The sequence below is a fragment of the Arthrobacter vasquezii genome (genome assembly GCF_029455255.1).
Lineage (GTDB): Bacteria > Actinomycetota > Actinomycetes > Actinomycetales > Micrococcaceae > Arthrobacter_D > Arthrobacter_D parietis.
Window position 1 is genome coordinate 16,045 of the sequence record NZ_JAROKN010000036.1, and the last position, 13,296, is coordinate 29,340.

Consider the following 13,296-nt stretch of genomic DNA (forward strand, 5'->3'; position numbering starts at 1 on the left):
ATGGCACGCAACTTCACACTTTTCACCGGCCAGTGGGCCGACCTGCCGTTTGAGAAGATCGCCGAACTCGCGGGCCAGTGGGGCTACGACGGCCTGGAAATCGCAGTCTCCGGAGACCACCTGGACGCGTGGCGGTGGGACGACGATGACTACATCCAGGACCGTCTCGACATTCTGGAGCGCAACAACCTGAAGGTCTGGACCATCTCCAACCACCTCAAGGGCCAGGCGGTCTGCGACAATCCGATCGACTTCCGCCACGAAGCCATCGTCGGGCCGCGCGTTTGGGGAGACGGCGATCCGGAGGGCGTCCGGCAGCGTGCAGCGGAGGAAATGAAGCTCACCGCCAAGCTTGCGCAGAAACTCGGGGTGAAGACGGTCGTCGGGTTCACCGGGTCCTCGATCTGGCAGTATGTCGCGATGTTCCCGCCCGTCAGCCAGGACGTCATCGATGCCGGTTACCAGGATTTCGCCGACCGTTGGAACCCCATCCTGGACGTGTTTGATGACTGCGGTGTGCGGTTTGCACACGAGGTGCATCCCTCCGAAATCGCCTACGACTACTGGTCCACCAAGCGCACGCTTGACGCCGTCGGCAATCGTCCCGCTTTCGGCCTCAACTGGGATCCGAGCCACTTCATGTGGCAGCAGATCGACCCGGTAGCCTTCATCTCCGACTTCGCTGACCGGATCTACCACGTGGACTGCAAGGACACTAAGATGCGGATGGGCGGCGGCCGCAACGGCATCCTTTCCTCCCACCTGCCGTGGGGAGATCCGCGCCGCGGCTGGGACTTCGTGTCCACGGGCCGTGGAGACGTGCCCTGGGAAGACAGCTTCCGAGCGTTGACCTCGATCGGCTATGACGGGCCGATCTCGGTTGAATGGGAAGACGCCGGCATGGACCGCCTGGACGGAGCCCCCGAGGCCCTGGCCTTCCTCAAGAAGTTCGACTTCGCGCCGTCGTCATTGTCCTTCGACGCCGCCTTCAAGCAGTAGCCATTGGAGTTTTTGTCGCCTACCTGCGGTTTACGCGCGTTTTAGGCAGCAGGTAGGCGACAAAAACTGAGTACGCTGGGTCGCATGCGTGAACTCCAGGCGAAGATTATCGAGGAAATGGGCGTACGCCCCACCATCGACCCTGCGGAGGAGATCCGCCGGCGCGTGGACTTTCTCAAGGACTACGTCCGGGCCACCGGCACCAAGGGCTTCGTGCTCGGCATCAGCGGCGGCCTGGACTCCACCCTTGCCGGAAAGCTCGCGCAGCTGGCGGCTGATGAGTTGAGGTCCGACGGCGTGGAGGCAACGTTCGTCGCGGCTCGCCTGCCGTACAACGTGCAGCATGACGAAGACGATGCCCAGGCGGCCCTGGCGTTCATCGAACCGGACCGGTCCGTTGTCTACAACGTCGCTCCCGCCGTGGACGGTTTCCAGGCTGAGTTCACCAGCGCTGCAGGCAACGAAATGTCCGATTTCAACAAGGGCAACGTCAAGGCGCGCGTACGAATGGTGGCGCAGTACGCCCTGGCCGGTGATGACAACCTACTGGTGATCGGCACCGATCACGGCGCGGAATCAGTCACCGGCTTCTTCACCAAGTACGGTGACGGCGGGGCAGACATCCTTCCCCTGTTCGGCCTGAACAAACGGCAGAATCGGCAGGTTTTGAAGGAACTCGGCGCGCAGGAGCGCCTCTACAACAAGATCCCCACCGCGGATCTGCTGGATGAGAACCCGGGGCAGAGCGACGAGCACGAGCTCGGTCTCACCTATGAGCAGATCGATGACTACCTCGAGGGTCGGGACGTTCCCGAGGAAGCCGCGCAGCTGATTGAGCGCCGCTACCTGATGACCCGGCACAAGCGCACCGTCCCGGTTTCCCCCGACGACTCGTGGTGGCGCTGATTAGGTAACGTAGCAACTGTGAAAATAGCGACCTGGAACGTCAATTCCCTCCGAGCCCGTGCCGACCGCGTGGAAGCCTGGCTTGACCGCTCCGATGCGGACGTCCTAGCCATCCAGGAAACCAAGTGCAAGGACGACAACTTCCCCTGGGACATGTTCGAGAAGAGCGGCTACGAGGTGGCGCACTTCGGCCTGAACCAGTGGAACGGCGTCGCCATTGCATCACGTGTGGGGCTGACCGATGTTGAGCGCACCTTCCCCGGGCAGCCGGTGTTCGGGAAGGACACCGACCCCGTGCAGGAGGCCCGCGCCATCGGCGCCACCTGCGGCGGCGTGCGCGTGTGGAGCCTGTACGTACCGAACGGGCGGGCGCTCGGGGACCCGCACATGGCGTACAAGGTCGAATGGCTTGAGCTGCTGCGCAAGCACGCCGTCGGACTGCTGGAGGCAGACCCCTCCGCCCAGGTTGCGCTGACGGGGGACTGGAACATCGCGCCGCAGGATGAGGACGTCTGGGATATCGACCTCTTCGTCAACAACGGCTACACGCATGTGAGCCCGCCGGAGCGCGCAGCCTTCCACGCGTTCGAGAACTCGGGCTTCACCGATGTTGTCCGCCCCCACACCCCGGGCCCCGGTGTCTACACCTACTGGGACTACAAGCAGCTGAGCTTCCCCAAGCGCATGGGCATGCGTATTGACTTCATCCTGGCCTCCCCCGCCCTCGCAGAGCGGGTCAGCGGCGCGTCGATCGACCGGGAGGAACGCAAAGGCAAGGGCGCCTCTGACCACGCGCCGGTCATCGTAGAGCTGACCTGATCCATGGCAGACGTGCCCGGCGCCGGCAGCAGTTTCCCCTACGTTTCCTACCTACGGGTGTATGAGCCGCTTGATGCCTTCAGTGACGCCCAGCAGCTCGCCATCCTGGAACAGCGGACCCGCGGCCGCAGGGTCACCGAGCAGCTGGAACGCATCGATGCGATGCGGCGCATAACGCGCGCAGTATCGGACCCGTTTCCGCACCATGCGCAGGATCTTGTGCGCGTGCTGCATTTCCCGCGCAGCAACGGCACCACCGCGCCCTACTACTGCCCCAATCAGCTGGCGGTACGCACCTACCTGTCCGCTGAGTCCCTCGAGCAGACCATCCGCGGTCCGCTGATGGATGTGCTCCTCCCGGAGATCGCGAGGGAGGCGCACCAGGCGCGGCTCGATCCCGAAACGCTGACCGAATCCACCGCCAAGCTGCATACCCGCTCTGCGACGTGGGGCATCCCCTTCGCCTGGTTTGTCCTCATCCACGAAGACGACCTCACCGAGGTGGTGGACGACGACGGCGAAGTCCACACCGTCCGAGTCTCCGCCACCATCAGCGACTGCATCGATCGTGCGCGCCGTGCCGTAGCCGGGCTCGCCATCGCTGCTCCGGAGCTTGATCTGCTGGAAGAGCTCACCGAAATCACGGAGTGGCTGCAGTCTTTCCGCCGCGACGCCGTCGTCGAACTCGACTACGGACCGGTTGCGGACCTGGTATTTCCGGACGAGTCCCCCATGGATGTCCGGATGGGAATCGAGTGCCTCGCCGAAGCGGATATGACCGGCGCGGCCGCGGCTTACCGCCGCCTCGCGTCACGGTGGGTTCCCATTCGCCAGCTCGCACGCGCGTCCTGAGCCGGCGGACTCCGCAGCGCATGCAGCTCCGCCGGAATCCCGCCTTTGTCCAGTTCTGGGTTGCTTCGACGGTCTCGGATTTCGGTACCTACCTCACCACCGTGGCGCTGTCAGTGCTCATCCTTGTCACACTGGACGGAACGGCGCTGGATCAGGGAGCCGTCAATGCTGCCCGCTGGCTTCCTTATCTGCTGTTCGGCCTGTTGGCGGGCGTCTGGGTGGACCGCTTCCGCAGACGCACGGTGCTGGTGGCGGGAGATCTGGGGCGCGCAGCGATCCTCGCCGCCCTGTGTGTCCTCACCCTGCTGGGGTTGGCGTCCGTTCCGGTGCTGGTGGTGCTGATGTTCCTGTTCGGCACCCTGGCGCTGGCCGGTGACGCCGCCTACCAGTCTTTCCTCCCCCAACTGGTGGCCCGGCCACAGCTGGTCCGGGCCAACGCCCGCCTACAGCAGAGCGAAACAGTGGCTCAGGCCTCGGGCGGCGCGGTCGCCGGCGCGGTGGTCGCCCTCATCAGCGCGCCCTTCGCGCTCCTCATCGACGCGCTCAGCTACCTCCTGTCCGGACTGGTGCTGCTCACCATCCCCTCGCGCGGAAGTGCAAAGCCCAGCACGACGACGGTGCGCAGGAGGATTGCGGAGGGCCTGCGGTGGATCTACGGCCACCGGATGCTGCGGCCGCTGGCGCTCAGCTCGCACGTCTGGTTCATCGGCTCAGCGATGGTCGGCACCGTTCTTCCGGCCCTGATCCTCAATGACCTTCAACTCGGCGCGCTCGGCCTGGGTCTTGTCCTCGGCGGAGCGGGAATCGGTGCGGTGCTGGGCACCACCTGGTCCTCGGGCTGGGGTGAGCGCTACGGCACCGGACGGGTCATGGTGGCGGCGAGGCTGGCCCAGCCGGCCGCCGTCGTCGTCGTGGTTCTGGCACCACTGGTGGCAGCCGGGCAGGCGGGCGGCGGGAGCATCCGCCGCGGCGGTCATGCTGGCGGCCGCACTGATCCTGGCGGTTTCACCCTTCCGGGCGGCGTGCGAGGCGGACCTGCTGGACTCGGACGCCGCTAGTTGACGTCCTCCACAGCGTAGGAGACCTTCGTGACGCCCTTTTTCGACTTGATCTTGGGAATGCTCAGCGTACCGACCTCCGCGACATCCCGGACATGGGTTCCACCGCACGGTACGCCGAACGTCTGGTTGTAGAGCACAATCCGCGCGGGCTTGTTGGTCGGGATGTTGTCCGGGACATGCCTGCAGTACTCACCCATGTCCGCAACCGGCATGAACCGGATCTCGTTGCGGCTGCCTTCGCCGATGATCTGCGCGACCTCCTGTTCGATGCGCTGCCGGACATCCTCCACCTCACCGGGCACGTCCCCGGTGTACTCGACAAAGGACATGTGCGGATAGTGCGCACTCTTACCTGGCACCCAGGGCAGTTCCAGCCGCTCAACGGCGAGATCAACAATATGCCCTGCGGAATGGAGCCGCGTGTTGACAGCCCTCCGGTCTGCGTCCACTTCCAGCACGACGGCGGCGCCCTCCAATGTTGCCTCCCCGCCCGCGGATTCCTTCCACGCTTCACCGGCGCCCAGGTGATGGACAACCCCGTGCTCGTCGAGGCGCACCTCCTCGACCCGAAAGGCGGCGTGCCCACCGCGGATGGTGCCGGTGTCCCAGTCCTGTCCGCCGCCGCGGGGGTAAAAGCAGGTGCGGTCCAGTACAACGTCGAGCCTGCCGTCCTCGAGCACGGTCACCGCTGTGACGGTTGCGGGCGCGGTCAGGACATCGAAATCGTCAAGGTAGAGGAGTTCAGTAGCCATGCGTACCAGCGTAGCGACCGAATTGAAACCAGGGCGGTAGCAGCTAGCGGGGTGCCGGACCCGTCGAGGCGCGCTGGATGAGTTCATGGGGTTGCGTTGGCGGGTTCAGCACGGGCAGCGCCCCCTCCAGCTCCCTCAGGAGCAGATCCGCGGCGAAGGCTCCCTGCTCCTCAGGCACTTGCCGCACGGTGGTCAAGCCCATAGGCCCGGCGAACTCGTGATCGTCGATACCCACGATCGACAGTTCCCCGGGCACGCTGATGCCGAGTTCGGAAGCAGCCATCAGGGCGCCGAAGGCCATCTCATCGGAGGAGCAGAACAGTGCGGTGGGGCGTTCATCCACGGTGGACAGCATCCGCTTCACGGCGATCTTGGCCTCACCGAACCGGAAATCGCCGAACACGGACCAGTCATCCCACAGGGGCAGCCCGTGGGCGGCCATGGTCGCTAGATAAGACTCCTCGCGGATGCGGGGCACCTCGAAATAGAGACCGAAGGCACCGCCTCCGCGCACGTGCCCAATTCTGGTGTGGCCAAGGGAAATCAGGTGTTCGACGGCGTCCCGCACGGCAGCGCCGTCGTCGATGCCGACGTGCCGCACTCCCTGAACGGAACCGCCCACCACAATGGTGGGCGATTCCAGTTCACTCAAAGCCAGGTGCTCGTCTTCGGTGAGCTCCATACACATGACCAGGAGGGCGTCGATGCGCTTCCGCAGGATGGAGCGGTGAAACACGCGTTCCCGGTTGACTCCCGTTCCGCCGAGGCTGAAAACAATGAGGTCGTAGCCCGCGGCCCTGAGCTGACGGTCAACCCCCTCAAGGACGGCCGAGAAATACCAGCGTTCGATCAGGGGCAGCAGCACGCCCATCGCCATGGTGCGTCCAGAGGCCAGGCCGGACGCCGCTGACGACGGCACGTACCCGAGTTCCTGAGCGGCACTCAGTACCCGGGCGCGGGTCCCCGCCGAAACTCCGGCGAGGCCCCGCAGGGCGCGCGACACGGTTGCGGTTGAAACTCCCGTGGCTACCGCAACATCTTCGATGCCGGTCACGGTGCATCAGCCCTTGAGGCCACCAGCCAGCAGACCACGGACGAAGTACCTCTGCAGCCCGAAGAAGACCAGCAGCGGGACGATCATGGACACGAAGGCGCCGGCCGTGAGTCGGTGCCATTCGCCGCCGCGGGTACCGGTGAGCTCGGCGAGCCGCTGCGTAATGGGCGCAACGTCCCCTGTACCTCCGGAGAACACCAATGCAACCAGCAGATCATTCCAGACCCACAGGAACTGGAAAATGGCATAGGAGGCCAACGCCGGCACCGACAGTGGAATGATGATCCGCCAGAAGATAGTGGCGTGTCCGGCGCCGTCCACCCTCGCTGCCTCGATCACTTCACCGGGAATCTCCGCGATGAAGTTGTGCAGCAGGAAGATGGCCAGCGGCAGCGCGAAGATGGTGTGCGCAATCCACAGCTGTGCGTAGGATCCGGATGGAAGGAGCTCAAACTCGCCGATCTTCAGGTTCACAAAGAGGGTGAGCAGCGGAATCAGCGCCATCTGCAGAGGAATGATCTGCAGGGCGAAGATGAACACGAACAGTGTGTCCTTCCCGCGGAAACTGCTCCACGCGAAGATGTAGGCCGCCATGGAGGCGATCACCAGCGGTATGAGCGTCGCCGGAATCACGATCGCCAGGGAGTTGATGAAGTACTGGCCGAGGTTCGGCGACTGGCTGCCGCCCGAGATCAGGACGTCCGCGTAGTTGTCGAGTGTGAACTCGAAGTTCGAGAGCACGTTCCACCAACCATTTTGGTTGATGTTCTCTTCCGGCCTGAACGAGGAAATGAACAGCCCGAGCGTCGGTACGGTCCAGATGACAGCGATGATCACCGCGGCGATCGTGGCGCCGCGGGACGTCAGGCGCTGTTTCACCCGGCGGGCGATGGGCGGTTGTACCGTGGTGTCTTCCCCGGTGTCTTTGGTTCCCATGGCTGGAACAGCTGGTGTCGAAGTCATCGGATTTCCTTCTGCTTCTTGAGCACGCGGGCGTTGTAGATAACCACGGGCAGCACCATCAGGAACAGGATCAGCGCCAGTGCCGCGCCCCGGCCGGGTTCGTTGGCCCGGAATGCCTGCGTGTACATCTCATTGGCGATCACGGAGGTGTCATAGTTTCCGGCGGTCATGGTCCGCACAATGTCGAACACCTTCAGGGTGATGATCGTGATGGTGGTGATCACCACCACCAACGCTCCGCGGATTGACGGAATGGTGATGCTCCAAAACTGCTGCCAGGCAGTCGCACCGTCCAGGCGCGATGCCTCCACGATGTCTGCGGGGATGCCTTTGATGGCGGCGGAGAGAATCACCATGGCAAAGCCCACCTGGATCCAGACCATGACGGCGATCAGGAAGAAGGTGTTCCCCGGTGCCTCGAGCAGGAACTGACGCGGTTCGCCACCGAACCAGACGAGGATCTGGTTGACCAGCCCGATCTGCTCCTGTTCCACTCCGCGATAGGCGTACATGAAGTTCCAGATAATGCCCGCGCCCACCATGGAGATGGCCATCGGCATGAAGACGAGTGCCTTCAACACTCTCTCGCCGTGCGCCTTGTCGATGAAGACGGCATAGACGAGACCGATGATCGTGGAGATTGTGGGCACGAGAATCACCCATAGGACGGTGTTCCGAAGGGTGACCAGGGCGGTCGGCTCGGTGAACATCCAGATGAAGTTGTCCAGACCGGTGAGGTTTCCGTCGCGGTCGGTGAACGCGAGGAAGGTGGTCTGCAGCGCAGGCCAGACCATGCCGACAATCAACAGGATTGCAGCGGGTGCCAGAAAGCCGATGATCGTCGCCTTGTCGCGGAACGATTTGGGTGCACGGTCCACCAGCAGCATGATGATCCCGATGACGGCGGCGAAGATCGCCATGGCGATCACCACCTGCAGGAATTTCTCGCCGAGATCCTCCATAACGCAGCCTCCTTGCTGGGTGCGGTCAGTTGTCAGGACAGACCCGGCGTCCCACTACCGTGGAACGCCGGGTCCGCAGAAGGAACTACTGGGGCCAGCTGCTTTCGATGGTGTCAACCACTTCGTTGGTCGGCGTGCCATTGATCCATTCGACAATGCCGCTCCAGAAGGAGTTGGCGCCAACGGCGCCCGGCATCAGGTCGGAGCCGTCAAAGCGGAAGACAGTGTCTTCGCTCTGCAGCAACTCGATGGACTGCCGGTCCAGCGCGCTTTGTGCCAACGACGGGTCGAGGGCCTTGTTGGCGCTGATTGCGCCGCCCTCGGAGACGCGGTTATTGGCAAACTCACCGCTTGCCATGAAGGTCTGGAACGCTACCACCGCAGGCTCATCTGAGTACGCTGCGACAAACTCGCCGCCGCCCGTGATCGCGCTGCTGCCTTCCTCGACACCCGGGGTCATGAATGCCCAGACGTCTCCGTCTTCGGCAACCTCGGTTCCTTCAGGCCAGTTGGCGGCCTGGAAGGATGCCTGGTGGTGCATGGCGCATTCGCCGTCGAGTACCGGCTGGCCGGCATCAGCGAACGGAGTGGTCAGGATGGAGCGCACGTCTCCGAAACCGCCATTGACGAACTCGTCGTTCTTCAGAATTTCACCGACGGAATCGAAAGCTTCCACGATCTGGGGATCATTGAACGGAATCTCGTGGTTCACCCACTGGTCATAGACCTCAGGTCCGGCCTGGCGGAGAACATAATCTTCAACCCAGTCAGTACCCGGCCAGCCTGTGGCTTCACCGGATTCGAAGCCTGCGCACCACGGCTTCATGGTTCCCTCGGCAGCGATGTCCTCAGTGAGGGTCATCATTTCATCGAGGGTGGTAGGGATTTCCCAGCCCTTCTCCTCGAAGGTTGCAGGGTCATACCAAACGTAACCCTTGACGTTGGCGAGCATCGGGGCGGCGTAGAACTCGCCGTCCACGGTGCCGTAGCCCTTCCAGTCCTCGGACCAGTTCTCGTCGACAAGTGCCTCGACGGCATCCGGCGCGGGCAGGACGTTGCCGCTGGCAACCTCGGCTGCAAGCAGACCCGGCTGCGGGAAGATGGCGATGTCCGGCGGGTTCCCGGCCTGTGAACGGACGCCGATCTGGGTTTCGAATTCCTTCGAGCCTTCGTAGACAACCTCGATGCCGGTGCACTCGGCGAAATCGGCCCACGAGTTCTCGAGACTCTCCGCTTCGACGTCGACGATGGTCGAGTAGACACTTACCTCTTCACCATCGAAGGTTCCGTAGTCCTCGTAGTTAGCGCAGTCGGCAGCCGGCTGGTCACCGCCTCCTTCGCCCTCGCTTCCCGATCCACAGGCGGAGAGTGTGAGTGCTAGCACGCTGAGTGCGGCCACTGGCAGCACCGCTTTCTTACCGCGAATAATCGCCATGAAAATGACTCCTTTGTCCGGCAGCTAGGCACTGAATTGGTTACCGCCGCCTTGCCTCTTGATACGATCAAAGTAAGCGCTTACGTTGTGATCTGCAACACCAGGCGCACCCGACCGCCCCGTCGATATCCAATCGTGACCCACCATCCTGCAGAGGAGCCCCCATGACTGCCTCCGATCTTTCAACTCCCGTCCACCCGGTTCAGGACCGTGGAGGCGCCGCCTGGTGGGAAGACGCCGTGATCTACCAGATCTACCCCCGTTCCTTCGCGGACGGAAACAGCGACGGCATGGGTGACCTGCACGGCATCACCAGCAAGCTCCCCTACCTTCAGAACCTCGGGGTGAACGCCGTCTGGCTTTCGCCGTTCTATGTTTCACCACAGGCGGATGCCGGCTACGACGTCGCTGATTACCGGGATGTGGATCCCCGCTTCGGCACCCTCGCTGACTTCGATGCCATGTTGGCCGACGCCCACGAGCGCGGACTCAAGGTGATCGTTGACCTGGTACCCAATCACACTTCGGACGAGCACGAGTGGTTCCAGGCCGCCCTGCGCTCTCCGAAGGGCTCCAGCGAGCGCAACCGTTATATGTTCCGGGACGGCGGCGGCGAGAACGGCGAGCTGCCCCCGAACAACTGGCAGTCGATTTTCGGCGGCGATGCCTGGACGCGGGTGGAGGACGGCCAGTGGTACCTGCACCTGTTTGACACCAAGCAGCCGGACCTCAACTGGGAGAACCCCGAAGTGCATGAGGAAATGATCTCTGTCCTGCGCTTTTGGCTGGACCGCGGGGTGGACGGCTTTCGCATCGACGTGGCGCACGGCCTCGTCAAAGCGGAGGGACTGCCGGACTGGGCCGGCCGCGAGAGCATGGTGGGCGACGTACACAACCCCGATGCAGCCGAAGAATCAACAGCCACCGAGCCCACGCCGCCGTACTTCGACCAGCCCGGCGTCCATGCGATCTACCGCGACTGGAACCGCGTCCTGGCCGAGTACCCCGGGGACCGCATGCTGGTCGCGGAAGCGTGGGTGGAACCGGCGGAGCGGCTCTTCCACTATGTCCGCCCGGACGAGATGCAGCAGGCCTTCAACTTCGATTTCCTGCGCGCCGGTTGGGATGCCGGGCGCTTGACCGCAAGCATCACCGAATCACTCGCGCAGGCCGGGAATGTCGGTGCGCCCAGCACCTGGGTCCTCTCCAACCACGACACCGTCCGGCACACCACGCGCTTCGGCCTGCAGGACCCCACGCAGCTGCCCAAGGGCGTTGGGCCGCGGGATGAGCAGCCTGACGAGGCGCTGGGACTGCGGCGCGGACGCGCAGCGATTCTCACCATGCTGGCGCTGCCCGGTTCCGCCTACCTCTACCAGGGAGATGAGCTCGGCCTGCCCGAGCACACCCTGCTGGATGACACCGTCCGCCAGGACCCCGCGTTCTTCCGCACGGAGGGCGTGGAGCGCGGCCGCGACGGCTGCCGGGTGCCGCTTCCGTGGAAGGCTGACGCACCGGGCTTCGGCTTCAGCACAACCAACAACAACGACGACGCCGCCCCCTGGCTGCCCCAGCCCGCCGGCTTCGCGGCGTACGCGGCGGACGTCCAGGTTGACCGCCCCGGCTCCGTGCATGAGCTGGTGAAGTCGGCGTTGACCGAACGCTCTTCGCGTGGACTGGGGCGCGGATCGCTGGAGTGGGCGCCGGAGCACCGCCCCGGCGAGGGCGTGATCGCCCTTACCAACGGTTCAGTGCTGGTGGCTGCGAACATGGGCGAGAAGCCCATCGAGCTGCCTTCCGGCGTCGTCGTACTTGCCAGCGCGGAAGATGCCGTATCTGAAGCGGGAGGCGGCAAGAAGCTGCAGCCGGACTGCGCGGTCTGGATCGAGCGGTCCTGACGCAGCCGGCGCCGCGCGGGACTAGCCCTAACGCACCCTCTGCCTAGCGCACCCTTTCGGCGCGGGTGAAACGCGAGCGGGCACCGGAGCTGATGCTGATCAGCACCGGTGTCTGCACGCCGAGCACGGCATCCAGCGCAGACACGAGCGCCGAGACCTCCTCCGCTACCACATAGGGCGCCACGCCCTGCCGCGGGAAGACCTTCACCTTCAGTGCAGGCCGGCCACGGAACTCATAGGTGGATACGGCCGAGTTCACAAGGTCCACCCGCTCACTCAGTGCAGCCTTCAGGGCCTGCTCCGCCACCGCCGCGTTGATGGTGACGCTGCCGGGAACCGGGTGGTCGTCGTCGTCATAGGCAAGCGTTCCTGACCGTCCCTTCCCCTGGTTGGCCACCCACGCGAACATGAGGATGATCAGCAGCACCATCAGCAGGGCTAGAACGATCCAGAGCCAGCTGTCCCGCTGCCCGGGGAGGGTTGTAGCGTCCAAAACGTTGCTGATCCACTGACCAGCCTGCGCAGCCGTTGACTGCCACCAGCCGGCGACGGCGGGGACACCGAGCGCCATGGCGAGCGCTCCGGCGAGCATCAGTCCCAGACCGAAGACTGCGAGCAGGATCCGGTTGATGGTCCGTGGCGTCTGGTTCACTGCCCGATCACCCCGGACTGCGCAATCGCCACCGAGACCTCGGGCACCGGATCGATGGCGGTCCGGCGAAGCTCATCCTCCACGGCCGCCTGGACGGACTCCTGGTTCACGGGGATGCCGGATGTTGGCCGCACCTGCACGTCGACGAGCCGGCGGCCGATGGTCACCAGCACCTGCTCCGGAGTCACCCCCGCAGCCACGCGCGCGCGGCGCGCCAGCGAGGATGCCAGCACCTCCGCATCAACGACGACGGCGGCGCGCCCGTTGGGAATGCTTAGCCGCGCCCGCCTGCCGGGAAGGATCGCAGCGAGGAAAAACAGGAGCCCCACCAGGAAGATCAACACTCCCGCCGCGGCAAGCACTGAGGCGGAGACACCTGCCGGAAGCGCACCCAGCCACCCTGCCGTTGCCTCCGGCCCCAGTAACCAGGGATTTTGGCCAAGCGCCTTCAGAGCGGCCTCCAGCATCACGTACAGGCAGACGAGGATGACCAACCCGGCAACGATCGTGGCCGGTACCGCCCGGGATGCGTGGGTTTCCCGGTGGATGACGTCCGAGGTCAGGCGGGTGGTCTCATCATTCATTGCGTCCTCCCGCGCTCACTGACACGGGCGCCGGTGACCCTGATGTCGACGCGGCTCAGACGGGACCCGCTCAGCTGGGCGACCCGCTCAAGAATGACCCCCTTGGCTCGATGCACGCGGTCCTCAACGGATCCACCGAACATCTCAACAGCCGCGGGGTCCGCTGCCACCCGGCGCAGGGAAGGCATGGCGATGGGCGTAGCAAGGCTGAGGGCGAGCAGACCGGCGTCGTCAAACCAGCTGGCGCGGACCTCGCGGACGGGAACCCGAAGCACCTCGGCTGCAACGGCGCACGCTGTGCTGGTGAGCGCCTGCGTGCTGATCCGGTTGTGGCCGGCCAGCCGTTGCGGCGCTGCGGC

General features: G+C 64.5%; 14 protein-coding genes. 6 read left to right on the forward strand and 8 right to left on the reverse strand.

Features of this window, described 5'->3' with window-relative positions:
• The 5 genes from P4U43_RS12570 to P4U43_RS12590 all read left to right on the forward strand — a co-directional run bounded on the left by P4U43_RS12570 (position 1) and on the right by P4U43_RS12590 (position 4,634).
• Positions 1-999, forward strand: a complete 999-nt coding sequence (locus tag P4U43_RS12570) for a sugar phosphate isomerase/epimerase family protein (RefSeq protein ID WP_277359045.1) — start codon at positions 1-3, stop codon at positions 997-999.
• A gap of 84 nt (positions 1,000-1,083) precedes the next feature.
• Complete coding sequence (gene nadE / locus P4U43_RS12575; protein WP_277359046.1) at positions 1,084-1,905, forward strand: ammonia-dependent NAD(+) synthetase; 822 nt, start codon at positions 1,084-1,086, stop codon at positions 1,903-1,905.
• An 18-nt stretch (positions 1,906-1,923) separates the two neighbouring features.
• Positions 1,924-2,724 carry an exodeoxyribonuclease III gene (locus P4U43_RS12580; RefSeq protein WP_056545896.1) on the forward strand — a complete coding sequence of 267 codons (801 nt, stop codon included), beginning with the start codon at positions 1,924-1,926 and terminating at the stop codon, positions 2,722-2,724.
• Positions 2,725-2,727: 3 nt separating this feature from the next.
• Positions 2,728-3,576, forward strand: coding sequence for a hypothetical protein (locus P4U43_RS12585; protein WP_277359047.1), 849 nt, complete (start codon positions 2,728-2,730; stop codon positions 3,574-3,576).
• A gap of 20 nt (positions 3,577-3,596) precedes the next feature.
• Positions 3,597-4,634, forward strand: a complete 1,038-nt coding sequence (locus P4U43_RS12590) for an MFS transporter (RefSeq protein ID WP_277359048.1) — start codon at positions 3,597-3,599, stop codon at positions 4,632-4,634.
• Here the strand turns inward: P4U43_RS12590 and P4U43_RS12595 are convergent.
• The 5 genes from P4U43_RS12595 to P4U43_RS12615 all read right to left on the reverse strand — a co-directional run bounded on the left by P4U43_RS12595 (position 4,631) and on the right by P4U43_RS12615 (position 9,803).
• Positions 4,631-5,389, reverse strand: coding sequence for an alanine--tRNA ligase-related protein (locus P4U43_RS12595; protein WP_277359049.1), 759 nt, complete (start codon positions 5,387-5,389; stop codon positions 4,631-4,633). The two genes, P4U43_RS12590 and P4U43_RS12595, sit on opposite strands and share 4 nt — an antisense overlap.
• A 43-nt stretch (positions 5,390-5,432) precedes the next feature.
• On the reverse strand, positions 5,433-6,443 hold the full coding sequence (locus P4U43_RS12600; protein WP_277359050.1) for a LacI family DNA-binding transcriptional regulator: 1,011 nt from the start codon (positions 6,441-6,443) through the stop codon (positions 5,433-5,435).
• A 6-nt stretch (positions 6,444-6,449) separates the two neighbouring features.
• The gene (locus P4U43_RS12605) at positions 6,450-7,406 is read right to left on the reverse strand and encodes a carbohydrate ABC transporter permease (RefSeq protein WP_056545889.1); all 957 of its coding nucleotides are present in this window, start codon (positions 7,404-7,406) and stop codon (positions 6,450-6,452) included.
• Positions 7,403-8,368, reverse strand: a complete 966-nt coding sequence (locus P4U43_RS12610) for a carbohydrate ABC transporter permease (RefSeq protein WP_277359051.1) — start codon at positions 8,366-8,368, stop codon at positions 7,403-7,405. The genes P4U43_RS12605 and P4U43_RS12610 overlap by 4 nt, the downstream gene beginning before the upstream one ends.
• A gap of 85 nt (positions 8,369-8,453) precedes the next feature.
• Complete coding sequence (locus P4U43_RS12615) at positions 8,454-9,803, reverse strand: ABC transporter substrate-binding protein (protein WP_277359052.1); 1,350 nt, start codon at positions 9,801-9,803, stop codon at positions 8,454-8,456.
• Positions 9,804-9,967: 164 nt separating this feature from the next.
• On the opposite strand from P4U43_RS12615, the gene P4U43_RS12620 reads away from it, so the two are divergent.
• Positions 9,968-11,701 carry a glycoside hydrolase family 13 protein gene (locus P4U43_RS12620; RefSeq protein ID WP_277359053.1) on the forward strand — a complete coding sequence of 578 codons (1,734 nt, stop codon included), beginning with the start codon at positions 9,968-9,970 and terminating at the stop codon, positions 11,699-11,701.
• Between the two features lie 43 nt (positions 11,702-11,744).
• On the opposite strand, the gene P4U43_RS12625 is transcribed toward P4U43_RS12620, so the two are convergent.
• From P4U43_RS12625 to P4U43_RS12635, 3 genes are read right to left on the reverse strand one after another with little or no spacing between them, the layout of a single operon-like run.
• Positions 11,745-12,353 carry a hypothetical protein gene (locus P4U43_RS12625; protein WP_277359054.1) on the reverse strand — a complete coding sequence of 203 codons (609 nt, stop codon included), beginning with the start codon at positions 12,351-12,353 and terminating at the stop codon, positions 11,745-11,747.
• Positions 12,350-12,937: a DUF6286 domain-containing protein gene (locus P4U43_RS12630; protein ID WP_277359055.1), complete on the reverse strand. Its 588-nt coding sequence runs from the start codon at positions 12,935-12,937 to the stop codon at positions 12,350-12,352. Before P4U43_RS12630 ends, P4U43_RS12625 begins: the two co-directional genes overlap by 4 nt.
• On the reverse strand, positions 12,934-13,278 hold the full coding sequence (locus tag P4U43_RS12635; protein WP_277359057.1) for a hypothetical protein: 345 nt from the start codon (positions 13,276-13,278) through the stop codon (positions 12,934-12,936). Before P4U43_RS12635 ends, P4U43_RS12630 begins: the two co-directional genes overlap by 4 nt.
• Between the last annotated feature and the right edge of the window lie 18 nt (positions 13,279-13,296).

Coding starts and splice junctions, on each gene's coding strand:
- P4U43_RS12610 (WP_277359051.1), bottom strand. CDS start 8,368: ATGGAGGATCTCGGCGAGAAATTCCTGCAGGTGGTGATCGCCATGGCG.
- P4U43_RS12630 (WP_277359055.1), bottom strand. CDS start 12,937: ATGAATGATGAGACCACCCGCCTGACCTCGGACGTCATCCACCGGGAA.
- P4U43_RS12595 (WP_277359049.1), bottom strand. CDS start 5,389: ATGGCTACTGAACTCCTCTACCTTGACGATTTCGATGTCCTGACCGCG.
- P4U43_RS12570 (WP_277359045.1), top strand. CDS start 1: ATGGCACGCAACTTCACACTTTTCACCGGCCAGTGGGCCGACCTGCCG.
- P4U43_RS12615 (WP_277359052.1), bottom strand. CDS start 9,803: ATGGCGATTATTCGCGGTAAGAAAGCGGTGCTGCCAGTGGCCGCACTC.
- P4U43_RS12605 (WP_056545889.1), bottom strand. CDS start 7,406: ATGACTTCGACACCAGCTGTTCCAGCCATGGGAACCAAAGACACCGGG.
- P4U43_RS12620 (WP_277359053.1), top strand. CDS start 9,968: ATGACTGCCTCCGATCTTTCAACTCCCGTCCACCCGGTTCAGGACCGT.
- P4U43_RS12585 (WP_277359047.1), top strand. CDS start 2,728: ATGGCAGACGTGCCCGGCGCCGGCAGCAGTTTCCCCTACGTTTCCTAC.
- nadE (WP_277359046.1), top strand. CDS start 1,084: ATGCGTGAACTCCAGGCGAAGATTATCGAGGAAATGGGCGTACGCCCC.
- P4U43_RS12590 (WP_277359048.1), top strand. CDS start 3,597: ATGCAGCTCCGCCGGAATCCCGCCTTTGTCCAGTTCTGGGTTGCTTCG.